Genomic DNA, 22743 nt, shown 5'->3' with positions numbered 1-22743 from the left:
CAAGATGCCGTAATCACACGAGGTCGCGGCACTCGAAGATGTGTGCGCCTGTCGACCCCGCGGCGATGCCGACAGGCCATCGCCGGCCCCATCGGCAACTCCACCCATCCGCCGGAGGAACCCACCATGACCGCAAGCACCACCCGTCGTACCACCGCCGCGCGCTCCCGGATTGCAGCGGTCGGCGCGATCGCGGTCGCAGGCGCACTGCTTCTCACCGGCTGCGGTGACCAGACGGGGAGCAGCGGCGGCTCGGACTCGGGCGAGGGCAAGTCCAACTCCGCCCCGCTGTTCGACAAGCTGCCCCAGAAGATCCAGGACGCCGGCGTCCTGAAGGCGGGCACCAATGCCGAGTACGCCCCGATGGAGTTCCAGGAGGGCGGCAAGATCGTCGGCGTCGACCCCGACATCGCCGCCGCGCTGGGCGAGAAGCTGGGCGTCAAGGTCGAATTCACCTCCGGCAGCTTCGACGGTCTGATCACCGCGCTGAACTCGGGCCGCTACGACATCGCGATGTCGTCCATCACGGACAACAAGCAGCGTCAGGAGGGCCTGGACGACAAGGGCAAGAAGCTCGGTCCGGGCGTCGACTTCGTCGACTACTTCGTGGCCGGCACCGCCGTGTACGTCCAGAAGGGCAACCCGGAGGGGATCAACTCCATCGAGGACCTCTGCGGCCGGCCGGCCGCCGTGCAGCGCGGCACCACGTACGAGAAGGCGCTGCAGGACCAGTCCAAGAAGTGCACGGACGCCGGCAAGAAGGCCGTCAAGATCCAGTCGTTCGAGAACGACACCGAGGCGCAGACCCGTGTGAAGTCCGGCGGCGCGGTCGCCGGTGTGAACGACTACCCGGTCGCCGTCGACCTGGCCCGCAAGGCCGACAACGGCAACGCCTTCGAGGTCATCGGCGAGCAGGTGGACGCCGGTCCGTTCGGCATCGCCGTCAACAAGGACAACAAGGAGCTCACCGAGGCTCTGGAGGCGGCCGTCAACGCGATCATCGAGGACGGCACCTACAAGAAGATCCTCGAGAAGTGGGGCGCCGAGACCGGCGCCATCGACAAGGCCATGGTCAACGGCGGCAAGTGACGGTCCCGGGCACGACTGAAGGGCAGTCACAGTGAGCGACAAATTCGACAAGGAGACGGCCGGCGCCCGACCGGCGACCGCCGTCTCCAAGGACGACGGGCCCGCCCCCGCGGCGCCCGCGGCGATCAAGGCCATTCCGGTCCGTCACTACGGCCGCTGGGTCAGCGCCGTCGTCGTGCTGGGCCTGGTGGCCCTCCTCGTCAACGCCTTCGCCACCGCGGAGAAGATCCAGTGGCAGGCCGTCGGCGACTACGTCTTCGACAGCACCGTCCTGGCCGGCGCCGGGCGCACCCTCTTGATCAGCATCCTGGCGATGGTCATGGGTGTGGTCCTCGGTGTGGTCCTCGCCGTGATGCGGCTGTCGAAGAACCCGGTGACGAGCTGGGTGGCGTGGGTCTACATCTGGTTCTTCCGCGGCACGCCGGTGTACGTGCAGCTCCTGCTGTGGTTCAACCTGGCGCTGATCTTCCCGGTGCTCAATCTCGGCCCGCTGTACAAGGACGAGATGGTCGACGTCATGACGCCGTTCATGGCGGCCCTGCTGGGCCTCGGCCTGAACGAGGCGGCGTACATGGCGGAGATCTGCCGCGCCGGTCTCCAGTCCGTCGACGAGGGCCAGACCGAGGCCGCGCACGCGCTGGGCATGAGCCACGGCAAGACGCTGCGGCGCATCGTGATCCCGCAGGCGATGCGGGTGATCGTGCCGCCGACCGGCAACGAGTTCATCAACATGCTGAAGACCTCGTCGCTGGTGTACGCGGTGACGTACAACGAACTGCTGCGCGCCACCTCGACGATCGGCTCCACGTCGTACGCCGTCATGGAGATGCTGTTCGTGGCGTGCATCTGGTACCTGGTCATCACCAGCGTGTTCAGCGTCGGCCAGTACTACCTGGAGCGCCGTTTCGCACGCGGCTCGTCCCGGAACCTGCCCGCGACCCCGTGGCAGAAAGTCAAGGCCAACCTGACGGCCTTCAGCCGCGAGAGGAGCAGCACGGTATGACGGCCATGGTGAAGGCCGAGGGCGTCCACAAGTCCTTCGGCGGTGTGCAGGTCCTCAAGGGCATCGACCTGGAGGTGAGGACCGGCGAGGTGTTCTGCCTCATCGGCCCCTCCGGCTCGGGCAAGTCGACCTTCCTGCGGTGCATCAACCACCTGGAGAAGATCAACGCCGGCCGGCTGTACGTCGACGGCGACCTGGTGGGCTACCGCCAGAAGGGCGACAAGCTCTACGAGCTGAAGGACAGCGAGGTCGCCCAGCAGCGCCGGGACATCGGCATGGTCTTCCAGCGCTTCAACCTGTTCCCGCACATGACGGCCGTCGAGAACGTCATGGAGGCGCCGGTCCAGGTCAAGGGCGTCAGCCGGTCCGCGGCCCGGCAGCGGGCGCTGGAGCTGCTGGACCGGGTGGGTCTGGCCGACAAGGCCGGGAACTACCCCTCCCAGCTCTCCGGCGGCCAGCAGCAGCGGGTGGCGATCGCGCGTGCGCTCGCCATGGACCCCAAGCTGATGCTGTTCGACGAGCCGACCTCGGCGCTCGACCCGGAGCTGGTCGGTGACGTCCTCGACGTCATGCGCGACCTGGCCGAGTCGGGCATGACGATGATCGTCGTCACGCACGAGATGGGCTTCGCCCGCGAGGTGGGCGACAGCCTGGTGTTCATGGACGGCGGTGTGGTGGTCGAGTCCGGCCACCCCCGGGACGTGCTGACCAACCCGCAGCACGAGCGCACCCAGTCGTTCCTGTCGAAGGTGCTCTGACCTCGGCATCCCGCGCACGGCGAAGGGGCGGTACGGATTCCCGTACCGCCCCTTCCGTCTGCGCCATGCGCGTGGTGTGCGCTACTTCAGCGCCAGCAGCAACGTGTCCGACGGGGAGCACCACACCGGGCGGGCCTCGGCGAAGCCGGCCTCGCGGAGCGTGCGCGCGTGCCAGGCCGGGGAGGGCATGTCGCCGTCGGCGTGCTCGCCGTAGATCTCGAAGCGGCGGGCGGTGGGCCCGGCGAGGACGGGGTCCTTCGCGGCGAGCTGCCACCACTCGGCCCAGTCGAGGGCGCCCTCGGCCCTGGCCTGATCCATGCGGGCGTGGCGCTGTGCGCGCTCGGCCGCGTTGATCCGGGGCGTGGTCTCGTCGATCATGTGGTCCGCGTTCATGAAGACGCCGCCGTCGCGGACCAGGCCCGCGAGGTGCCCGTAGAGGTCCGCGAGGGGTTCCCGGTGCAGCCAGTGCAGGGCGGTGGCGGTGAGCACGGCGTCGTAGGAGTCGTGCGGGAGCCTCGAGACCCAGCCGGGGTCCTTCAGGTCGGCGGTGACGAAGGTGACCCGCTCGTCGCCGGCGAAGGTGCCCTCGGCGATGGCGAGCAGCGCCGGGTCCAGGTCGACGCCGGTGCTGGTGGCGTCCGGGAGGCGGGCGAGCAGCCGGGCGGTGATGCTGCCGGTGCCGCAGGCCAGGTCCAGGACGCGCGGGGCGGTGCCGACGAGGGCCTCGACCATGTCGAGCATGACCCGGAAGCGTTCCTCCCGGTCGGGCATGTACCACTCCTGCTGGCGGTCCCAGCTGTCCTGCCAGGCCTGCCAGTCGGTACCGGCCGTGGTGATGTGCGAGTCCGTCATGGGCCCTCCCTGGCACTGCACTCCGTAATACCCTGGACGCACGATCGTCTGTTACCCGACCGCACGCACGACCATAGAGCCCCTGCGTAAGGATTCCAAGTGGAACTGGCCTATTACTCGGACTACGCCGTCCGTCTCGTGAACACCGAGGAGCCGGTCCGGGGCACGGACACGCTCACCTCGGTCGAGGCCGTGCGCGACCTGTTCGGCGGCAACGGGTCGGCCGCCCGGCGGGCCACCGAGGCGGACGTCACGCGGTTCCGCTCGGTCCGGGCGAGGCTCCGGTCGGTCTTCGAGGCGGCGGACGACGGCGACGAGACCCTCGCCGTCGACCTGCTGAACTCCCTGCTGCTGGAGTTCCCGGTGAGCCCGCAGATCTCCGGGCACGACTTCCGCGACGACGACGGCCGCCCGCTGTGGCACATGCACCTGGCCGACCATCCGTCGAACGCGACCGCCGGGTACGCCGCGATCGCCGCGATGGGCCTGGCCTTCCACCTCACCGAGTACGGCGTGGACCGCCTCGGGCTGTGCGAGGCCGCGCCCTGCCGCAACGCCTACCTGGACACCTCGACCAACCGCTCCCGCCGCTACTGCTCGGACCGCTGCGCCACCCGGGCGAACGTGGCCGCCTACCGGGCCCGCAAACGCCTGGAGGCGGACCGGTCGGACAGCACAGGCCGGGCCGAGGTCAGCAGCCAGAGCAGCAGCGCGAGCGGCGACCGCCGGGCCGCCGGGCGCGGCCGGTAGCGGAAGCGGACCCGGCCCAGCACCAGCTCGTCGGGGACGACGCCGTAGTCGGTGCTGTCCCCGCCCGCGTACGCGTTGTCCCCCAGCACCCACCAGCCGCCGTCCCGCCGCTCGGCCGCCCGCTTGACGACCAGCAGGTCCTGCTGGAACGGATGGCGCAGCACGATCACGTCACCGCGTCTGACCCGCGCCCCGTAGTGGACCAGGAGCCGGTCCCCGTGGCGCAGCGTGGGCACCATGGACGGCCCGGTCACCTCGGCCACCCCGAAGGGAAGCGGCGCCCTCACCCGCTCGGCGTCCTGCGACAGCTCCGGCATCTCCCGGCACCTCCCCGGTTCTTCCTCCACCAGTCTCAGTCTGACCCCGGACTTTTGTCCTAAGCCCACGGGGGCACTCGCGAAAACCGGTCCGTCACGGAGTAATGTCCCCTGTGAGAAGACGATCACGAGGAAGGAAACGCTTCATGCTTTCCCGCCTGTTTGCCCCCAGGGTCAAGGTCAGCGCGCACTGCGACCTCCCCTGCGGTGTGTACGACCCGGCCCAGGCCCGCATCGAGGCGGAGTCGGTCAAGGCCGTCCAGGAGAAGATGGCCGGCAACGACGACCCGCACTTCCAGGCGCGTGCCACGGTCATCAAGGAGCAGCGCGCCGAGCTGGCCAAGCACCACGTCTCGGTGCTGTGGAGCGACTACTTCAAGCCGCCGCACTTCGAGAAGTACCCGGAGCTGCACCAGCTGGTCAACGACACCCTGAAGGCCCTCTCGGCCGCCAAGGCGTCGACCGACCCGGCCACCGGCCAGAAGGCGCTGGACTACATCGCCCAGATCGACAAGATCTTCTGGGAGACCAAGAAGGCCTGACCCGGCCGCACGCTTCCGGCGGCCGGCGGTCGGTGCACCATCGCGGGTCCCGGGGCCCTTTTCCCGAAGGGGGCCCGTCGCTTCACGCGGCGGGTCCCCTTCGGTGTTCCCCGGCGCCGTTCGCGGGGCCCGTGGGATGCTGGGCGCATGGAGCTGGAGGATCTGGTGCGGCTGCGACGGGCGCGGGACCGGATGGACCGGGAGTACGCCGAGCCGCTCGACATCGCGGAACTGGCGCGGACGGCCCTGATGTCGCCCGGCCACTTCCAGCGCAGCTTCCGGGCCGCGTACGGGCAGACGCCGTACGCGTATCTGATGACGCGGCGGATCGAGCGGGCCAAGGCGCTGCTGCGCAAGGGAGACCTCTCGGTGACCGAGGTGTGCCTGGCGGTCGGCTGTACGTCGCTCGGGTCGTTCAGCTCGCGGTTCACCGAGCTGGTCGGGGAGACGCCGAGCGCCTACCGTGCCCGGTCGCACGACGAGAGCGCGGTCATCCCGCCGTGCGTCGTGCGCACGTACACCCGGCCGGTGCGGACCCCCCGGCGGCGGGTCGACCCGAGCGGGAACTTCTGACGCGGACGGCAGGAACGGCGGAAACGGTATGGACAGGGCGACGGACGTACGGCTCGCGCAGTGCTTCATCGCGGTCGACGACCACGACAAGGCGCTGGCCTTCTACTGCGACGTGCTGGGCTTCGAGGTGCGCAACGACGTGGGGTTCGAGGGGATGCGCTGGGTGACCGTCGGCTCCCCCGACCAGGACGTGGAGATCGTCCTGGAGCCGCCCGCCGCGAGCCCGGACGCCTCCCCCGCCGACAAGCAGGCGATGGCCGAGCTGCTCGCCAAGGGCATGCTGCGCGGGGTCAACTTCACCACCACCGACTGCGACGCCCTCTTCGAGCGGGTGCGGGCCGCGGGCGCCGACGTGCTCCAGGAGCCGGTGGACCAGCCCTACGGGATGCGGGACTGCGCGTTCCGCGACCCGGCCGGCAACATGGTGCGCTTCCTGGAGCGTCCGGCGGACTGAACGCCGGCCGGTTCGGCGCCGCCCGCGGTACGGCCACGCCGGCGCGCCCTTGCCCGCCTCAGCCTCGCCCGACGGCCGGGGCCAGCAGCGCCGCCGTCACCGCGAGCGGGAGGGTGACGGCCAGGGCGGCCACCGCGCCGCGCGGGACCGCGCCGGACGGCGGCGGGCCGCCGGAGGCCGGCCCCGCCCACAGCCGGGCCGTCTCCCGGCGCTCACGTCCGCGCCGCACCGCGGCCCGGACCCGCAGGACGGCCGCGGCCGTGCCCCCGGCCGCCGCCACCGCGCACGGCACCCACCAGTGCGGCGCCACCAGCAGCGCCGGTGCCAGCGCGGCGACGGTGCCCCAGCCGGTCAGGCAGGCGAGCGCCGCGGTCCGCCGGGAGGGCGGCCGGTCGGCCGCACCGGCCCGCAGGTCGGCGAGCGCGGGCAGGTACCAGACGCAGCCGGCGGCGGTGACCAGCGCGCACCCGAGGGCGAGGACGGGCTGCGCCATGGCTCACCGCCCCGCTTCCAGGGCGGCCACCTCGGGATGGTGCAGGTCGAACGCCGGGGACTCGCTGCGGATCTTCGGCAGGGAGTGGAAGTTGTGGCGCGGGGGCGGGCAGGAGGTGGCCCACTCCAGCGAGCGGCTGAAGCCCCAGGGGTCGTCCACGCCCACGGGCTCGCCGTACTTGGCGGTCTTCCAGACGTTGTAGAAGAACGGCAGGACCGACAGGCCGAGCAGGAACGAGCCGACGGTGGACAGGGTGTTGAGGGCGGTGACGCCGTCCGCGGCCAGGTAGTCGGCGTACCGGCGGGGCATGCCCTCCACGCCCAGCCAGTGCTGGACCAGGAACGTCAGATGGAAGCCGACGGTCAGCGTCCAGAAGGTGATCTTCCCGAGCCGCTCGTCGAGCATCTTGCCGGTGAACTTCGGCCACCAGAAGTGGAATCCGGCGAACATCGCGTACACCACCGTGCCGAACACGGTGTAGTGGAAGTGCGCGACGACGAAGTACGTGTCCGAGACGTGGAAGTCCAGCGGCGGTGAGGCCAGCAGAACGCCCGTCAGGCCGCCGAAGAGGAACGTCACCAGGAAGCCCAGCGTCCACAGCATCGGCGTCTCGAAGGAGAGGCTGCCCTTCCACATGGTGCCGATCCAGTTGAAGAACTTCACCCCGGTCGGCACCGCGATCAGCATCGTCATGAACGAGAAGAACGGCAGCAGCACACCGCCCGTGACATACATGTGGTGCGCCCACACGGTCACGGAGAGACCGCCGATGGCGATGGTCGCGCCGATCAGCCCCATGTACCCGAACATCGGCTTGCGGGAGAAGACCGGCACCACCTCGGAGACGATGCCGAAGAACGGCAGCGCCAGGATGTACACCTCGGGATGGCCGAAGAACCAGAACAGGTGCTGCCACAGCAGCGCCCCGCCGTTCCCGGGGTCGAAGATGTGGCTGCCGAACGTCCGGTCGCACTCCAGCGCGAACAGCGCGGCCGCCAGGACCGGGAAGACGATCAGCACGAGCAGCGCCGTGAGCAGCACGTTCCAGGTGAAGATCGGCATGCGGAACATCGTCAGGCCGGGCGCGCGCATGCAGATGATCGTGGTGATGAAGTTGACCGCGCCGAGGATCGAGCCGAAACCGGAGAGCGCGACGCCCATGATCCAGAGGTCGGCGCCGATGCCCGGCGAGTAGATCTCGTTCGACAGCGGCGCGTACAGGAACCAGCCGAAGTCGGCGGCACCGCCCGGCGTGAGGAAGCCGGCCGCCGCGATCGAGGAGCCGAACAGGAACAGCCAGAACGCCAGCATGTTCAGCCGCGGGAACGCCACGTCGGGGGCGCCGATCTGCAGCGGCATGATCCAGTTGGCGAATCCGGTGAACAGCGGCATGGCGAACATCAGCAGCATGATCGAACCGTGCATCGTGAACGCCTGGTTGAACTGCTCGTTCGACATGACCTGAAGGCCGGGCCGGGCGAGTTCGGCGCGCATCATCAGCGCCATCACGCCGCCGACGACGAAGAAGACGAACGCGCTGACCAGGTACAGCGTGCCGATCTTCTTGTGGTCGGTGGTCGTCAGCCAGTCCACCCAGGCGGCCGGGCGCGTCGCGGCCGGCGGCGGGGCGGGCCGCGCGGCGGCGTCCGTCTCCGGCGCCGGCCGGGGCCGCTCGTCCACGGCGGCTTCCTGGTGCTGTGTGCGTGTCTCGTCCACCGGACGTCTTCCTCCCCATGTGTGGTGCGCGCCCATGATCGAAGGGGGGAGGGCGGCTCCACATGGGTCGAAAGGTCCCCGTGCGGGCCTCGGGACGGGGCCGAAGGTCCCGTGTCGCGGGGTCAGAAACGGAGGCGGGTACGGGGCATGGGGACGCGGGGCATGGGGACGCGGGGCGTGCGGTCGCGCGCGGCGCCCTCGGGCCACAGGACCTCCACTTCGATGCCGCGCGCACGCGCGTAGGTCACCAGGTGGGCGGTGGCGTCACGGCCGTCGGAGGGCGAGCCGTCCCAGACGGCCAGCAGCAGGGAACTGGCGGCGACGAGGCGTTCGTCGGCGCCCACGCAGGCGTCGCGGTCCGTGGGGTCGTAGTCGAGCAGCCTCACCTGGTCGGCGAGGGTTAGCAGTTCGCCGGTGGCCGACCGGTCCCGCGGGGGCGGCAGCGCGGGCACGCCGATGCTGGTGGGGATGACCACGGCCAGCGGCCGGCCGGATGCGCGCGCCGCACGGCCGGACGCCAGCGACGTGCCCGCGGCGGCGCGGACCATGATCCTCGCCCGCTCGGGACGCCGCGCCAGCCGGGTCCGTACGGCCTTCTCCACCCGGCGCAGTGACACGTCGGTCAGATCATGGTGTCCGACGACCGCGATGTCCCCGTGCGCCGGCCCCGTCGGCGTCCCGTTCCGGCCCATCAACGCCCCCCGTTCCGCTCGTCCTCCGTCCGCGGGGCCAGTGAAGCGGGGCGCGCGAGGCTGCGTACAGGGCCGAACGTCCCTCTGCGGCGGGGTTCGCCCCTGAGGGGGAGGGGCTACCGGTCAGCCCTGCGAGCCGGTCGTGCGGGGTTCGCGCCACATCGGGTACATCAGCGGGCCGTCCGGGAGGCGCAGCGGCTCGCCGACGTGCTCGAAGCCGAGGCGGCGGTACAGGACGGCGCTGCGCTCGCTGCTGGCCTCCAGGTACGCGGCGCGGCCCTCGCGGTCGCAGCGGTCGAGGACGGAGCCGATCAGCGCGGTGCCAAGCCCCTCGCCCTGCCGGCCGGGGGCGACGCCGATCATCCACAGGTACTCGTGGGCGCGGCCCTGGGGGTGGATGCCCGCGGTGAGCCGGCCGATCATCTCCACCCGCTCGTTGTCCGGGTCGACGGCCCGGCGCAGCTCGGCGAACTCGTCCTCGCCCTCGGCCGCCCCGCCGTGTCCGGGGTCCTCCGCGGGCACGGACATCCACAGGGCGCACGCGGAGCCGTCCTCGACGAGGTCGACGCGCCCGTCGGCGAGGGTGGCGTCGGTGAAGGCGGCCATGAGCCGGTGGTGCGTCGCACGGCGGTACTCCGCGCCGGGGAACACCCAGCTGCTGACCGGGTCGTCCTGGAACGCCTCGTCCAGCAGCCGGACCACCAGCTCCCGGTCGTCCCCGCCGGCCGTCCGGATCGCCACGCCCATGTCCGCCCCTTCGTTCCAACCGTCGTGTCGCGTACGGGGGTTGAGACTAGCCGGACGGGCGGGCGAGCAGGGGGCGGGTCCCGCACACCGTGGGGAAGTGCGGGACCCGCCGGTCCGGGACCACGGAGCCGTACGGGTCAGGGTCCGCACGGCGGCTCGTGGTCCCGGGGCCGGGGGGACGGCCCGAGCCGTCCCGTCAGGTGGTGCGCCGGGTCACGAACTCGGCGAGGGCCAGCAGGCCTCCCGCCGCCTCCGGGTCCGGCACGGCACGGGCCACCTCCTGCATCGCGCGGGCCATCCGGTCCGCCGCCTGGGTCTGCGCCCAGTCGCGGCCGCCGGCCCGCTCCACGAGATGGGTGAGGCCTACGACGTCCCCCTCCCGGTGCGGGGCGGCGTACGCGGCGGCCAGCTCCCCCGCCTCCGGGGTGCCGGAGGTGAGCGCGGCGACGACCGGCAGCGACTTCTTGCGGGCGGCGAGGTCCGCACCGGCCGGCTTGCCGGTGCGGCGCGGGTCGCCCCAGGTGCCGATCACGTCGTCGATCAGCTGGAACGCCAGCCCGGCCGCCCGGCCGAAGGCGTCCATCGCCGCCACCTCGGCGTCCCCTGCGTCCGCGTACAGCGCGCCGAGGGCGCAGGCGCAGCCGAGCAGGGCCCCGGTCTTCGCCTCCGCCATGGCGAGGGTCTCCTCCAGGGTGACCTCGTCGGGGGCGCGCCGCTCCAGGGCCGTGTCCGCGTGCTGCCCGGCGCACAGTTCGACGACGCACTGGGCGAGCCGGGCCGCCGCGGCCGGGGCGGCGGGGTGGGGGTCCTCGGCGAGCAGCCGCAGGGCGAGCGCCTGGAGGGCGTCGCCCACGAGGATTGCGTCGGCGTCCCCGAACACCGTCCACACCGTGGGCCGGTGGCGGCGGGTGGTGTCCCGGTCCATCACGTCGTCGTGGACGAGCGTGAAGTTGTGGACCAGTTCCACCGCGGCCGCCGCCCGCAGGGCCGCCGTCCGGGCGGCGGAGCCGCCGAGCGCGGAGGCCGCCGCGAGCACCAGGGCGGGCCGGAGCGCCTTTCCCGAACCCCCGCCCGCCGGGGTGCCGTCCGCGTTCTGCCAGCCGAAGTGGTAGAGCGCGACGCGGCGCATCGGGGCGGGCAGGGAGCCGAGGGCCGTGCGCAGCACCGGGTCGACGGCGGCCCGGGTCCGCTCCAGCAGGGCGGCCGCCTCGTGCCCGTCCGCGGTGTGCGCGTCCGCGGTGTGCCGGTCCGGCCCGGGTGCGCCGTCGGGCGCGGTGCGGGCCGTGCGCTGCTCCGGGCGGCCCGTCGTCGGATGGGCCATGGACTCCGTCATCGACTTCCCCCTGGGACCGACTCGGTGAAGGCACGGAGGGACGGCGCCTGCGCACCCGTCGAGCACGTTCCCCCCAGATGTACCCGCCCGGGCGGGCGGGGACACGGCGCGCGCGGCGTCAGCCGGCGGACGGTCACCGCCACCGGCCGATCTCGACGTTCTCCAGGACGCCCAGCGCGTCCGGGACCAGCACCGCTGCCGAGTAGTAGGCCGTGACCAGGTACTTGATGATGGCCTGTTCGTTGATGCCCATGAACCGCACGGACAGGCTCGGCTCGATCTCGTCGGGGATGCCGGCCGCGCGCAGGCCGATGACGCCCTGGTCCTCCTCTCCGGTGCGCAGCGCGATGACGGAGGTGGTGCGGGCCTCGGTCACCGGGATCTTGTTGCACGGGTAGATGGGCACGCCCCGCCAGGTGGGGATGCGGTTGCCGCCGACGTCGATGGTCTCCGGGACGAGTCCCCGCTTGTTGAGCTCCCGGCCGAACGCGGCGATGGCGCGCGGGTGGGCGAGCAGCAGCCGGGTGCCGCGGCGCCTGCTGAGCAGTTCGTCCATGTCGTCGGGGCCGGGCACCCCGTCGTGCGGCTGGATCCGCTGGTCGTACTCGCAGTTGTGCAGCAGCCCGAAGTCGCGGTTGTTGATCAGCTCGTGCTCCTGGCGCTCCTTCAGCGCCTCGACGGTCAGCCGGATCTGTTGCTCCGTCTGGTTCATCGGCTGGTTGTAGAGGTCGGCCACGCGCGTGTGGATGCGCAGCACGGTCTGGGCGACGCTGAGTTCGTACTCGCGGGGCCGGGCCTCGTAGTCGACGAACGTGTGCGGGATGTCCGGCTCGCCGCTGTGGCCGGCGGCGAGGTCGATCTCCTTCTCGCCGTACTTGTTGGTGCGCTGCCGCGGGACGTCGGCCCGCCGGCGCAGGTGCTCGCGCAGGGTCTCGGACCGCTCGGCGACCTGGTCGACCGCGTCGCGGGGCAGCACCAGGACCGTGCAGGCGGTGAGGGTGCGGGCCGTGTACTCCCAGATGGCGTCGTCGTCCTGGAGGGCCTGTTCGCCGAAGTAGGCGCCGTCGGCGAGCACCCCGAGGGACTCGTCCTCGCCGTACGGACCGGTGCCGACGCGCTCCACCCTGCCGTGCGCCAGCAGGTACACCTCGTCGGCCGGGCTGCCGAAGGAGGCGATGACCTGGCCCGCCTCGATCTCCCGCTGCCGGCACCGGGAGGCCAGCTCGGTGAGCACCTCCTCGTCCTCGTAGTCGCGCAGCACCGGCAGTTCGCCCAGCTCGGCGGGGATGATCTCCACCCGGTCGCCCGTCTTCACGAAGGTCAGCCGGCCGTCGCCCACGGCATAGGTGAGCCGCCGGTTGACCCGGTACGTGCCGCCCTGCACGTCGACCCAGGGCAGCATCCGCAGCAGCCAGCGGGAGCTGATCTCCTGCATCTGCGGCACGGACTTGGTCGTGGTGGCCAGGTTCCGCGCCGCCGCCGTACCAAGGCTCTGCTGCTGCCTGGCCTGCTCCGTGCGGACCTCTTCGCCTACCGACATAAGGAAATGCCCTCCCCAATAGATCCACGCCCGGCCGTGCCGGACGTCGCGGTGCGTGATCAAGCGTTCCTCACGCACCGTGCCCGCGCCATTACCCGATCGAGCGGGGTTGGATCTTGAGAAGGGTGGGCACACTGACCGGCCGGACGGCGGCAACAACGGCGGCCGGGCGGAAGGAGATTGTCCGGATCGGCTCGCACAGCAGCCGAACGAGTACTTGAAACGCCGACTTTCGGCTATAGGCCCTGTACCAGACGGCCGCGCCCGGCGGCCGTCGTCCGGCTCGAAGGAGGGCGGCATGGCCCCACCCATGTCCGCGAGCGCGTTCCTGCGCGCTCTCAAGGCGGAGGGTCTCACGGTCGTCGAGGTCGGCGACTGGCGCGACCACAACCGCAACCACAAGGGCCCCTGGGGGCCGGTGCACGGGGTGATGATCCATCACACCGTGACCAAGGGCAGCGCCGCGACGGTGGACATCTGCCGCAGAGGCTACTCGGGCCTGCCGGGCCCGCTGTGCCACGGCGTGATCACCAAGGACGGCCGGGTGCACCTCGTCGGCTACGGCCGCGCCAACCACGCGGGGCTCGGCGACGACGACGTGCTGCGGGCGGTGATCGCCGAGAAGAAGACGTTCCCGCCGGACAACGAGGCCAACACCGACGGCAACCGGCACTTCTACGGCTTCGAGTGCGAGAACCTCGGTGACGGGAAGGACCCGTGGCCGGCGGCGCAGCTGGAGGCCATCGAGAAGGCCGCGGCGGCGGTCTGCCGCCACCACGGCTGGAACGAGCAGTCGGTCATCGGCCACCTGGAGTGGCAGCCGGGCAAGGTGGACCCGCGCGGGTTCACCATGGCCGCGATGCGCAAGCGGATCCGCGACCGCCTGAAGTGATCCCGAAGTGATCCGGCGCCGGTCCCTCGTCGCCGGTGTTCCGCACTCCTGCCCCCCCCACGCGGAGCACCGGCGCCCGGACCGGGGCCCCACCTCACCCCGCCTCGGGTGACAATGACGCGCGTGACCAGCTCCGACACTCCCGGCCCCGGCGCCCTGGCCGGCCTGCGCCCGCGGCTCCCCTCCCCGCTGGAGGAGGCCGTCGACGCGCGGTTCGAGCGGCACGGGGTGCGTCTGCTGCTGAAGCGGGACGACCTCGTCCACCCCGAGCTGGTCGGCAACAAGTGGCGCAAGCTCGCGCCGAACCTGGCGGCGGCCGGCGGCCGGACGGTGGTGACGTTCGGCGGGGCGTACTCCAACCATCTGCGGGCCACGGCCGCCGCCGGACGGCTGCTCGGTCTGCGCACGGTGGGCGTGGTGCGCGGCGAGGAGCTCGCGGGCCGGCCGCTCAACCCGTCGCTCGCGCGGTGCGCGGCCGACGGCATGCGGCTGCACTTCGTGGCGCGGTCGGTGTACCGCCGTAAGTCCGATCCGGACACCCTCGCGGCCGTGCTGCGCGCGGCGGACGCGGAGGGCGCGTACGTCGTGCCCGAGGGCGGCAGCAACGCCGTCGCGGTGCGCGGGTGCGTGGAGCTCGGCCGGGAGCTGGCGGGCGCGGCGGACGTGGCCGCGGTGGCCTGCGGCACCGGCGGCACGCTCGCGGGGCTGGCCGCCGGGCTCGCCGGGAGCGCGCGCACGCTCGGCATACCGGTGCTCAAGGGCGGCTTCCTCACCGCGGAGACACGGGCGCTCCAGACGGAGGCGTTCGGCGGGCCGCGCGGGGAGTGGACCCTGGACGAGCGGTTCCACCACGGCGGCTACGCGCGCGTGCCGGCGGACCTGGAGGCGTTCGCAGCGGACTTCGAACAGCGTCACGGCGTCCCGGTGGAACGTCTCTATGTCGCCAAGTTGCTTCACGCCCTTGTCACCCTGGCCGGGGAGGGTGCCTTCCCGCGCGGGAGCACGGTCGCCGCGGTGGTCACCGGGCGGCCGTTCCCCTGAGCCCGCGCGCCGGCCGGGAAGGGCCTACTCCGTCTCCCGGTAGGCCGCCGCCTCCTCCAGGTCCAGCCGGCGCAGCAGCGTCCGCAGCATCTCGTCATCGATGTAGCGCCCGTCGCGCAGCTTCACGAACACCTCGCGCTCGGCGCCGATCATCTCCCGCGACAGCCGCCGGTAGGTGTCGTCCACCGACTCGCCGGTGACCGGGTTGACCTGCCCGAGCCGCTCCCAGACGGCGTTGCGGCGGCGCTCCAGGACGCTGCGCAGCCGGTCGGCCAGCGGCGCCGGCAGGACGTTGCGCTCGTCGGCGAGCAGGGCGTCGAGGCGCTCCTCGGCGACCCGGGACGCCTGCGCCTGCGCGTTGGCCTCGGCCAGGGTCTCGGCCTGCGTGTCGCGCCCGGGCAGCCGCAGCATCCGGATCAGCGGGGGCAGGGTCAGCCCCTGCACGACGAGCGTGCCGATGACGGTGGTGAAGGTCAGGAAGAGCAGCAGATACCGGTGCGGGAAGTTCTCGCCCTCCGCGGTGACCGGGATCGAGAAGGCGATGGCCAGCGAGACCACCCCGCGCATCCCCGCCCACGAGATCACGAACGGCGCCTTCCAGCCGGGCCTGCGCTCCCGCGCCCGGATCCGCGCCGAGGCCAGGTACGGCAGCCAGACCGCCGGGTACACCCAGAGGAACCGCACGGCGACGACGACCACGAAGACGATCACGGCGTACCAGGCGGAGGAGCTCCCCTCGTGGTCCCCGAGCCCGCGCATGACGAAGGGCAGCTGGAGTCCGATGAGGGCGAACACGGCCGACTCCAGGACGAACGCGACCATGCCCCACACCGCCGACTCCTGGAGCCGGGTGGCGAAGTCGACCTCCCACGCGCGGTGCCCGAGGTACAGCGCGACCACGACGACGGCGATCACCCCGGAGGCGTGCACCTGCTCGGCGACGCCGTACGCGACGAACGGGATGAGCAGCGACAGCGTGTTCTGGAGCAGCGTCTCCCTGACATGGGTGCGCAGCCAGTGAAGGGGCATCATGAGCACCAGGCCGACCGCCACGCCGCCCAGGGCGGCCAGCAGGAACTCCCCCACTCCCCCGGCCCAGCTCACGCCCTCGCCGACGGACGCGGCCACGGCGACCCGGAACGCGGTGATGGCGGTCGCGTCGTTGAACAGCGACTCGCCCTGGAGGATCGTCGTGATCCGCGAGGGCAGGCCGACCCTGCGGGCCACCGCCGTCGCCGCCACGGCGTCCGGGGGCGCCACCACGGCGCCGAACACCAGCGCCGCGGTCAGCGGCAGGCCGGGCACCAGCAGGTACAGCACCCAGCCCACGGCGAGCGTCGCGAACAGCACGTACCCGACGGACAGCAGGGCCACCGGCCGCAGCTGCGCCCGCAGGTCCAGGTAGGAGCTCTCGACGGCCGCCGTGTAGAGGAGCGGCGGGAGGATCAGCGGCAGCACGATGTGCGGGTCGAGCCCGTACTCGGGCACGCCGGGGAGGTAGCTGACCGCCAGGCCCACCGCGACCAGCACCAGCGGCGGCGGCACCGGCGTCCGCCGGGCGGCGGCGGCCACCGCGGCACTGCCCGCGACCAGGAGCAGCAGGGGCATCACGTCCATGTCGGGCCCACCCTCGTTTTTCGCGCGGCCGTCCGCGCGACCGTCGTAATCTGGCAATCATGAAACAGTGCACGCACGTCGAGGCGCTGCCGCACCCGGAACCCGTCCCGCTCGGTGAGACGTGTCCCGAGTGTCTGCGGGACGGCACCGATCCGGTGCAGCTGCGCCTCTGTCTCACCTGCGGCCACGTCGGGTGCTGCGACTCCTCGCCGAACCGGCACGCCACGGAACACCACAAGGAGACCGGCCATCCCGTGATGCGGACCCATGAGCCCGGCGAGGACTGGCGGTGGTGCTTCGTCGACCACGTACTGGTGTGACGTGGCGGGACTCCGGAGCCGGACGGTTCGACGGTCCGGCGCCTGGGTACGTCAATGCGGCGCGCGCTCTTCCCATTTGGGCGTCGCAGACCCCTAGCCACGCAGCGTGTTCACAGTTTTACTATGAGTGACAGCAACGGGTCGGGGTCCCGGCGACAGGACCGCGGGGAGCGCGATAGCGTCACCGCTGAACCACGTAGCGCGTTGCCCGGGGGCGAACACAGGCCCTGAAACGCTTGTACCACCTTGGAGGTGAGGGTGTCCCAGATCGCTGGCGAGCCCGCGACCCAGGACTTCGTGGAAGTCCGGCTGCCGGCCGCGGGGGCCTACCTGTCGGTGCTGCGTACGGCCACGGCCGGCCTCGCGGCCCGTTTGGACTTCACCCTCGACGAGATCGAGGACCTGCGCATCGCGGTCGACGAGGCCTGCGCGATCCTGCTCCAGCAGGCCGTGCCGGGATCGGTGCTCAGTTGCGTCTTCCGGCTCGTCGACGACTCGCTCGAGGTCACCGTCTCGGCGCCCACCACGGACGGCCACGCCCCCTCGCGGGACACCTTCGCCTGGACAGTGCTGTCCGCGCTCGCGGGCAAGGTCTCCTCGGCCGTGGACGACGACAAGACCGTGTCGATCAGCCTCTACAAACAGCGCGGCGCGGGACCCGGGCCGGCGTGAGGAGCGAGGACGGGCCGGTGCGGGACGAAGAACGCGGCACAAGGGAGCTGCCGGCCGGGCGCGCGCCGGACGGCATCGACGGCATCCCCGAGCAGGCCCGGCCGCATCCGGAGGACGACTCCGCCAGGGGCGTCCGGCCGGGCGGCGGGCAGGCCGGCGGTGCCGTGCGGGACACGTCCGCGGCCGGGCCGGCCGCTCCCGGCGGGGACGCCCCCGCCCTGGCCGAGCCGGTGGCGGGGGACGAGGCGAGCGCTCGGGGAAGGGCGACGGGCGGGACGATGAGCGAGCACGAGCGAGAGGCCGAGGAGCAGGCGGCGCCTGCCTCCGGCGCACGGAGCGCACCGGGTGCGCCGGGCACGCACGCGCACCACGACCCGCACGACCGCAGCGGGGCGCGCGCCCTCTTCCTCGAACTGCGCACGCTCCAGGACGGCACCCCGGAGTACGCGGAGCTGCGCAACCGTCTGGTGCGGATGCATCTGCCGCTCGTCGAGCACCTGGCGCGCCGCTTCCGCAACCGCGGCGAGCCTTTGGACGACCTGACCCAGGTCGCCACGATCGGGCTGATCAAGTCCGTGGACCGCTTCGACCCGGACCGGGGCGTGGAGTTCTCCACGTACGCCACACCGACGGTCGTCGGCGAGATCAAGCGGCACTTCCGTGACAAGGGCTGGGCGGTGCGCGTGCCGCGCCGGCTCCAGGAGCTGCGGCTGGCGCTGACCACGGCCACGGCGGAGCTGTCCCAGCTGCACGGCCGCTCCCCCACGGTGCACGAGCTCGCCGAGAAGCTGGCGATCTCGGAGGAGGAGGTCCTGGAGGGGCTGGAGTCGGCGAACGCCTACTCCACGCTGTCCCTGGACGTCCCCGACACCGACGACGAGTCCCCGGCGGTCGCCGACACCCTCGGCGCGGAGGACGAGGCGCTGGAGGGCGTGGAGTACCGGGAGTCGCTCAAGCCGCTGCTGGAGGACCTCCCGCCGCGTGAGAAGCGGATCCTGCTGCTGCGCTTCTTCGGCAACATGACCCAGTCGCAGATCGCGCAGGAGGTCGGCATCTCGCAGATGCACGTCTCCCGGCTGCTGGCCCGCACCCTGGCCCAGCTGCGGGAGAAGCTGCTCGTCGAGGAGTAGACGCCGGCGAGGAGTGTGCGCCGGCGCGGCGCGTCACCGCGCGCCGTCGCCCGCGTTCCCGGGTCCGCGGATGCCGAGGGCCCGGGTGGTCTCCGCGTTGATCAGCAGCACCAGCGCGGTCACGGCGACGACGGCGAGCACGATCCCGGCGGGGACGGCCACGCCGTCGGACGTCAGCATGTTGTACGCCACCGGCAGCGCCATGATCTGCGTGATGACGGCGGGCCCGCGGCTCCAGCTCCGCCGGGCGAACAGGCCGCGCGCGGCCAGCAGCGGCAGCAGCGCCAGCACGATCAGGGTGACCCCGCCGGTGACGGCCTGCTGCCGGTCGTCCGGCTCTCCCGCGAGGCCGAGCACCAGCAGCCAGACGCCGCCCACGACCAGCGCGAGGCCCTCCAGCGCGGCGAGGGCCGCGGCGTACGTCAGGCGGCGCGGACGGGCGCCGGTGTCGTCGGGGCCGGTGACGGGGGTCTGCTCGCTGCTCACCCTTGCAGGGTAGCCGCCGCCGTGAAGCCGCCCCGTGGCGAGGTTCACGCCCCGCGCCGTGCACCGGGCGGGGCCTCGGTCTGGGCCGGGTACCGCCGAGTAGGTACTCTGCACGTCATGCGTGCACTTCTCGTGGTCAACCCGGCGGCAACCACCACCAGTGCGCGCACGCGCGACGTGCTGATCCACGCGCTCGCCAGTGAGATGAAACTGGACGCCGTGACCACCGAGTACCGGGGTCACGCCCGCGACCTGGGCCGGCAGGCGGCGGAGAGCGGCGAGGTCGACCTGGTGGTCGCCCTGGGCGGCGACGGCACGGTGAACGAGGTCGTCAACGGCCTGCTGCACGCGGGCCCCGACCCGGAGCGCCTGCCCGGTCTCGCGGTGGTTCCCGGCGGCTCCACCAATGTCTTCGCCCGCGCCCTGGGGCTGCCCAACCAGCCGGTGGAGGCGACCGGCGTGCTGCTGGACGCCCTGCGCGAGGGCCGGGAGCGGACCGTGGGCCTGGGGCTGACCTCGGGCACGCCGGGCACCGAGGACGAGGCGGTGCCGTCGCGCTGGTTCACCTTCAACGCGGGGCTGGGCTTCGACGCCGGCGTGGTCGGCCGGGTGGAGCAGCAGCGGGAGCGGGGCCGGAGGTCGACGCACGCGCTGTACATGCGCCAGGTGGTGCGTCAGCTGCTGGGCGACCCGCACCGCCGGCGCGGGGTGATCACGCTGGACCTCGAGGGCGAGGAGCCGGTCGAGGACCTGGTGCTGTCCATAGTCTCGAACACCTCGCCGTGGACGTTCCTCGGCAACCGCCCGATCTACGCCTCGCCCCAGGCGTCCTTCGACACGGGACTCGATATTTTCGGTCTCACCCGCATGTCGACCCCCGCGGTTGCCCGGTATGGCACGCAGTTGCTCACTTCGTCCCCGGAGCGCGGACCCCGCGGCAGGCACGCCGTGACGCGGCACGATCTGACCCGCTTCACCTTGCATTCGAAGGTGCCGCTGCCCCTTCAGATGGACGGTGACCACCTGGGGCTGCGTACCAGCGTGACGTTCACAGGCGTTCGCCGTGCACTGCGTGTGATTGTGTGAGCAGAAAGGGCCAAAGTCCTTTCAGTCGAACGTTTAGGCCAGGGTCCACCCCATGGAAGTACGGCTGTGACCTAGTCGACACCGAAGAATCAAAAAAAACTTTCCGGAAGGGGTTGTATCCGCCGCCGAGGTTTGCGAGTCTCTTCTTGGCGATCGGGACGGCCCGCAACACCGGCCTCCAGAGATCACCGGAACCCCCCTTCAAACCATGGACCACGCCAGGGAACCTGGCGGTCGGCCCTTCCCTTGTCGGGGGATTCGTGAAAGCGTTCACATTCACAAGCACCTGAAGTAATACCAAGGAGAGGTAGCAGCCATGGACTGGCGTCACAACGCCGTTTGCCGCGAGGAAGACCCCGAGCTCTTCTTCCCCATCGGCAACACCGGTCCCGCGCTGCTGCAGATCGAGGAAGCCAAGGCCGTCTGCCGCCGCTGCCCGGTGATCGAGCAGTGCCTGCAGTGGGCGCTCGAGTCCGGTCAGGACTCCGGCGTCTGGGGTGGTCTCAGCGAGGACGAGCGTCGCGCGATGAAGCGCCGCGCCGCCCGCAACCGGGCGCGTCAGGCCTCCGCCTGACGACCCCGCCCCAGCAAACAGCCTGAGCTTGGCGGCGCGTGTGCGCCCGTCCGGATGAATCCGTGGACGGCGCACACGCATCTCCCGCCCCGAGCCGCAGCGCGAAGTTCCCCCGATGTCCGACCCGATCGGGCAGGGGAAGCGAAAGAACGAGCATCAGCCCCGGACCGTGGTCCGGGGTCTTTTGCTGTCCGGGCCAGGACGGCGCCGGACCCGTACGGCGCCGGGCCCGGATCGCACCGCACCTCGGCGGCACCGGGCCCCGGCGGTCAGGCGTCCGCCTGGACCGGGATGTCGAGGATCACCCGGGTCCCCCGCTCCGGCGCCGGCACCATGTCGAAGGCGCCGCCCAACTCCCCCTCCACCAGCGTCCGTACGATCTGAAGGCCCAGGTTGCCCGCGGTGTGCGGGTCGAAGCCCGCGGGCAGGCCCACCCCGTCGTCCTGCACGGTGACCAGCAGACGCGCCTCCCGTGAGGTGCCGCCGCGCACCGCGGACACCTCGACGGTGCCGGTCTCGCCTTCGCGGAAGCCGTGCTCCAGGGCGTTCTGGAGCACCTCGGTCAGCACCATCGACAGCGGTGTGGCCACCTCGGCGTCGAGTATCCCGAAGCGGCCCGAGCGCCGGCCGGTGACCTTGCCCGGGGAGATCTCGGCGACCATGGCGAGCACCCGGTCGGCGATCTCGTCGAACTCCACGCGCTCGTCCAGGTTCTGGGACAGCGTCTCGTGGACGATGGCGATGGACCCGACCCGCCGCACGGCCTCCTCCAGCGCCGCCCGTCCGCGCTCGGAGCCGATCCGGCGGGCCTGGAGCCGCAGCAGCGCGGCCACCGTCTGGAGGTTGTTCTTCACCCGGTGGTGGATCTCCCGGATGGTGGCGTCCTTGGTAATCAACTCGCGTTCGCGGCGGCGCAGTTCGGTCACGTCGCGGAGCAGCACCAGCGAACCGATGCGGGTGCCCTTCGGCTTGAGCGGGATCGCGCGGAACTGGATGACGCCGTCGTCGGACTCGATCTCGAACTCGCGGGGCGCCCAGCCGCTCGCGACCTTCGCCAGCGCCTCGTCCACCGGGCCGCGCGAGGGGGCGAGTTCGGCGGTGGTGTGCCCGAGGTGATGGCCCACCAGATCCGCGGCGAGGCCCAGGCGGTGGTAGGCGGACAGGGCGTTGGGCGAGGCGTACTGGACGACGCCGTCGGCGTCGAGGCGGATCAGGCCGTCGCCGACCCGCGGCGAGGCGTCCATCTCCAGCTGCTGGTTCGCGAACGGGAAGGCGCCGGCCGCGATCATCTGGGCCAGGTCCGAGGCGCTCTGGAGATACGTGAGCTCCAGCCGGCTGGGGGTGCGCACGGTGAGCAGGTTGGTGTTGCGCGCGATCACGCCGAGCACCCGGCCCTCGCGCCGTACCGGGATGGACTCGACGCGGACCGGGACCTCCTCGCGCCACTCCGGGTCGCCCTCGCGCACGATCCGGCCCTCGTCCAGGGCGGCGTCCAGCATGGGCCGCCGACCGCGCGGGACGAGATGGCCGACCATGTCGTCCTGGTAGGAGGTGGGGCCGGTGTTGGGCCGCATCTGGGCGACGGAGACGTAGCGGGTGCCGTCGCGGGTGGGGACCCACAGGACCAGGTCGGCGAAGGAGAGGTCGGAGAGCAGCTGCCACTCCGAGACCAGCAGGTGGAGCCACTCGAGGTCGGTGTCGTCGAGGGCGGTGTGCTGGCGGACGAGTTCGTTCATGGAGGGCACGTCGGCGAGCGTACCCGCGTGTTCGCGCGCCCCGGAAACACCCGCGGGCCGCGGCGCCTGGGAGGGACCCTCAACCCTCCCGGCACCGCAGCCCGGAGCAATATCGGCCGGTGGGGTGTGCGGTCCCGGTCGGCCGAAGGATGAGGAGCCGGGGCAGTCAGGGCAGAGAGCCTCGGATCCTCGGTCCGCCTTCCTGTGCGGGGAAGGCAGGTCTGTGTGTCTGCTACGCATTGTGGACTAGACCACTGCGCCTGTAAATGCGTCGTGCGGAGGTTCTTCGACCGTGGCTCCGCGCCGCGCCGGACGCAGACGGGTCCACCA

At 71.9% G+C, this 22743-nt stretch carries 25 protein-coding genes; 14 read left to right on the top strand and 11 right to left on the bottom strand.

Features of this window, described 5'->3' with window-relative positions; all coding sequences use genetic code 11:
* Positions 1-126 precede the first annotated feature (126 nt).
* The 3 genes from ACFOSY_RS04045 to ACFOSY_RS04035 are packed head-to-tail and all read left to right on the top strand — an operon-like array spanning position 127 to position 2850.
* The gene (locus tag ACFOSY_RS04045) at positions 127-1089 is read left to right on the top strand and encodes an ABC transporter substrate-binding protein (protein WP_394305300.1); all 963 of its coding nucleotides are present in this window, start codon (positions 127-129) and stop codon (positions 1087-1089) included.
* A 31-nt stretch (positions 1090-1120) separates the two neighbouring features.
* Positions 1121-2092 carry an amino acid ABC transporter permease gene (locus ACFOSY_RS04040; RefSeq protein ID WP_394305299.1) on the top strand — a complete coding sequence of 324 codons (972 nt, stop codon included), beginning with the start codon at positions 1121-1123 and terminating at the stop codon, positions 2090-2092.
* On the top strand, positions 2089-2850 hold the full coding sequence (locus ACFOSY_RS04035; protein ID WP_086684367.1) for an amino acid ABC transporter ATP-binding protein: 762 nt from the start codon (positions 2089-2091) through the stop codon (positions 2848-2850). The genes ACFOSY_RS04040 and ACFOSY_RS04035 overlap by 4 nt, the downstream gene beginning before the upstream one ends.
* 81 nt (positions 2851-2931) lie before the next feature.
* Here ACFOSY_RS04035 and ACFOSY_RS04030 read toward each other — a convergent pair whose 3' ends face one another.
* On the bottom strand, positions 2932-3702 hold the full coding sequence (locus ACFOSY_RS04030; protein WP_394305298.1) for a class I SAM-dependent methyltransferase: 771 nt from the start codon (positions 3700-3702) through the stop codon (positions 2932-2934).
* A 99-nt stretch (positions 3703-3801) separates the two neighbouring features.
* Here ACFOSY_RS04030 and ACFOSY_RS04025 point away from each other — a divergent pair, with 99 nt between their 5' ends.
* A complete protein-coding gene (locus ACFOSY_RS04025; protein ID WP_394305297.1) occupies positions 3802-4452 on the top strand; it encodes a CGNR zinc finger domain-containing protein in 651 nt (216 codons plus the stop codon).
* Here ACFOSY_RS04025 and sodX read toward each other — a convergent pair.
* Complete coding sequence (sodX, locus tag ACFOSY_RS04020; RefSeq protein WP_394305296.1) at positions 4335-4769, bottom strand: nickel-type superoxide dismutase maturation protease; 435 nt, start codon at positions 4767-4769, stop codon at positions 4335-4337. The genes ACFOSY_RS04025 and sodX overlap by 118 nt on opposite strands.
* 146 nt (positions 4770-4915) lie before the next feature.
* Between sodX and sodN the strand changes: the two genes are divergently transcribed.
* From sodN to ACFOSY_RS04005, 3 genes are all read left to right on the top strand, one after another.
* Positions 4916-5311, top strand: coding sequence for a superoxide dismutase, Ni (gene sodN, locus ACFOSY_RS04015; RefSeq protein ID WP_006136256.1), 396 nt, complete (start codon positions 4916-4918; stop codon positions 5309-5311).
* 147 nt (positions 5312-5458) lie between these two features.
* Positions 5459-5884 (top strand): helix-turn-helix domain-containing protein, encoded by a 426-nt coding sequence (locus ACFOSY_RS04010; protein ID WP_394305295.1) that lies wholly within the window; start codon positions 5459-5461, stop codon positions 5882-5884.
* Positions 5885-5912: 28 nt separating this feature from the next.
* On the top strand, positions 5913-6338 hold the full coding sequence (locus ACFOSY_RS04005; RefSeq protein WP_006136258.1) for a VOC family protein: 426 nt from the start codon (positions 5913-5915) through the stop codon (positions 6336-6338).
* Between the two features lie 58 nt (positions 6339-6396).
* On the opposite strand, the gene ACFOSY_RS04000 is transcribed toward ACFOSY_RS04005, so the two are convergent.
* The 6 genes from ACFOSY_RS04000 to ACFOSY_RS03975 form a co-directional block, all read right to left on the bottom strand.
* A complete protein-coding gene (locus ACFOSY_RS04000) occupies positions 6397-6831 on the bottom strand; it encodes a hypothetical protein (RefSeq protein WP_394305294.1) in 435 nt (144 codons plus the stop codon).
* A gap of 3 nt (positions 6832-6834) precedes the next feature.
* Entirely contained in the window at positions 6835-8547 is a 1713-nt protein-coding gene (gene ctaD, locus ACFOSY_RS03995; protein WP_394305293.1) for an aa3-type cytochrome oxidase subunit I, read from the bottom strand.
* 122 nt (positions 8548-8669) lie between these two features.
* Positions 8670-9239, bottom strand: coding sequence for a hypothetical protein (locus ACFOSY_RS03990; protein ID WP_394305292.1), 570 nt, complete (start codon positions 9237-9239; stop codon positions 8670-8672).
* A gap of 123 nt (positions 9240-9362) precedes the next feature.
* Positions 9363-9986: a GNAT family N-acetyltransferase gene (locus tag ACFOSY_RS03985; RefSeq protein WP_394305291.1), complete on the bottom strand. Its 624-nt coding sequence runs from the start codon at positions 9984-9986 to the stop codon at positions 9363-9365.
* A gap of 196 nt (positions 9987-10182) precedes the next feature.
* The gene (locus tag ACFOSY_RS03980) at positions 10183-11319 is read right to left on the bottom strand and encodes a family 2 encapsulin nanocompartment cargo protein polyprenyl transferase (protein ID WP_394305290.1); all 1137 of its coding nucleotides are present in this window, start codon (positions 11317-11319) and stop codon (positions 10183-10185) included.
* A 133-nt stretch (positions 11320-11452) separates the two neighbouring features.
* Entirely contained in the window at positions 11453-12859 is a 1407-nt protein-coding gene (locus ACFOSY_RS03975; RefSeq protein WP_394305289.1) for a family 2B encapsulin nanocompartment shell protein, read from the bottom strand.
* Positions 12860-13169: 310 nt separating this feature from the next.
* On the opposite strand from ACFOSY_RS03975, the gene ACFOSY_RS03970 reads away from it, so the two are divergent.
* Together ACFOSY_RS03970 and ACFOSY_RS03965 are read left to right on the top strand one after the other, a co-directional pair.
* A complete protein-coding gene (locus ACFOSY_RS03970) occupies positions 13170-13751 on the top strand; it encodes an N-acetylmuramoyl-L-alanine amidase (RefSeq protein WP_225655854.1) in 582 nt (193 codons plus the stop codon).
* 114 nt (positions 13752-13865) lie between these two features.
* Positions 13866-14792, top strand: coding sequence for a 1-aminocyclopropane-1-carboxylate deaminase/D-cysteine desulfhydrase (locus ACFOSY_RS03965; protein WP_394305288.1), 927 nt, complete (start codon positions 13866-13868; stop codon positions 14790-14792).
* Between the two features lie 24 nt (positions 14793-14816).
* On the opposite strand, the gene ACFOSY_RS03960 is transcribed toward ACFOSY_RS03965, so the two are convergent.
* Entirely contained in the window at positions 14817-16409 is a 1593-nt protein-coding gene (locus ACFOSY_RS03960) for a Na+/H+ antiporter (RefSeq protein WP_394305287.1), read from the bottom strand.
* 59 nt (positions 16410-16468) lie between these two features.
* Here ACFOSY_RS03960 and ACFOSY_RS03955 point away from each other — a divergent pair, with 59 nt between their 5' ends.
* From ACFOSY_RS03955 to ACFOSY_RS03945, 3 genes are all read left to right on the top strand, one after another.
* Positions 16469-16729 carry a UBP-type zinc finger domain-containing protein gene (locus tag ACFOSY_RS03955; RefSeq protein WP_394305286.1) on the top strand — a complete coding sequence of 87 codons (261 nt, stop codon included), beginning with the start codon at positions 16469-16471 and terminating at the stop codon, positions 16727-16729.
* Between the two features lie 258 nt (positions 16730-16987).
* Positions 16988-17401, top strand: coding sequence for an ATP-binding protein (locus ACFOSY_RS03950; RefSeq protein WP_015657891.1), 414 nt, complete (start codon positions 16988-16990; stop codon positions 17399-17401).
* 17 nt (positions 17402-17418) lie between these two features.
* The gene (locus ACFOSY_RS03945; protein WP_394305285.1) at positions 17419-18531 is read left to right on the top strand and encodes an RNA polymerase sigma factor SigF; all 1113 of its coding nucleotides are present in this window, start codon (positions 17419-17421) and stop codon (positions 18529-18531) included.
* A gap of 33 nt (positions 18532-18564) precedes the next feature.
* Here the strand turns inward: ACFOSY_RS03945 and ACFOSY_RS03940 are convergent, their stop codons facing one another.
* Positions 18565-19017, bottom strand: a complete 453-nt coding sequence (locus ACFOSY_RS03940; protein WP_394305284.1) for a hypothetical protein — start codon at positions 19015-19017, stop codon at positions 18565-18567.
* Positions 19018-19134: 117 nt separating this feature from the next.
* Between ACFOSY_RS03940 and ACFOSY_RS03935 the strand changes: the two genes are divergently transcribed.
* Both ACFOSY_RS03935 and ACFOSY_RS03930 read left to right on the top strand, forming a co-directional pair.
* A complete protein-coding gene (locus tag ACFOSY_RS03935) occupies positions 19135-20103 on the top strand; it encodes a diacylglycerol/lipid kinase family protein (protein WP_394305283.1) in 969 nt (322 codons plus the stop codon).
* A 316-nt stretch (positions 20104-20419) separates the two neighbouring features.
* Complete coding sequence (locus tag ACFOSY_RS03930; protein WP_003992873.1) at positions 20420-20677, top strand: WhiB family transcriptional regulator; 258 nt, start codon at positions 20420-20422, stop codon at positions 20675-20677.
* A gap of 269 nt (positions 20678-20946) precedes the next feature.
* On the opposite strand, the gene ACFOSY_RS03925 is transcribed toward ACFOSY_RS03930, so the two are convergent.
* The gene (locus ACFOSY_RS03925) at positions 20947-22413 is read right to left on the bottom strand and encodes a PAS domain-containing sensor histidine kinase (RefSeq protein ID WP_394305442.1); all 1467 of its coding nucleotides are present in this window, start codon (positions 22411-22413) and stop codon (positions 20947-20949) included.
* Between the last annotated feature and the right edge of the window lie 330 nt (positions 22414-22743).

The organism is Streptomyces lusitanus (genome assembly GCF_042647945.1).
Classification (GTDB): domain Bacteria; phylum Actinomycetota; class Actinomycetes; order Streptomycetales; family Streptomycetaceae; genus Streptomyces; species Streptomyces pseudogriseolus.
This window is presented reverse-complemented; position numbering and strand designations above follow the sequence as displayed.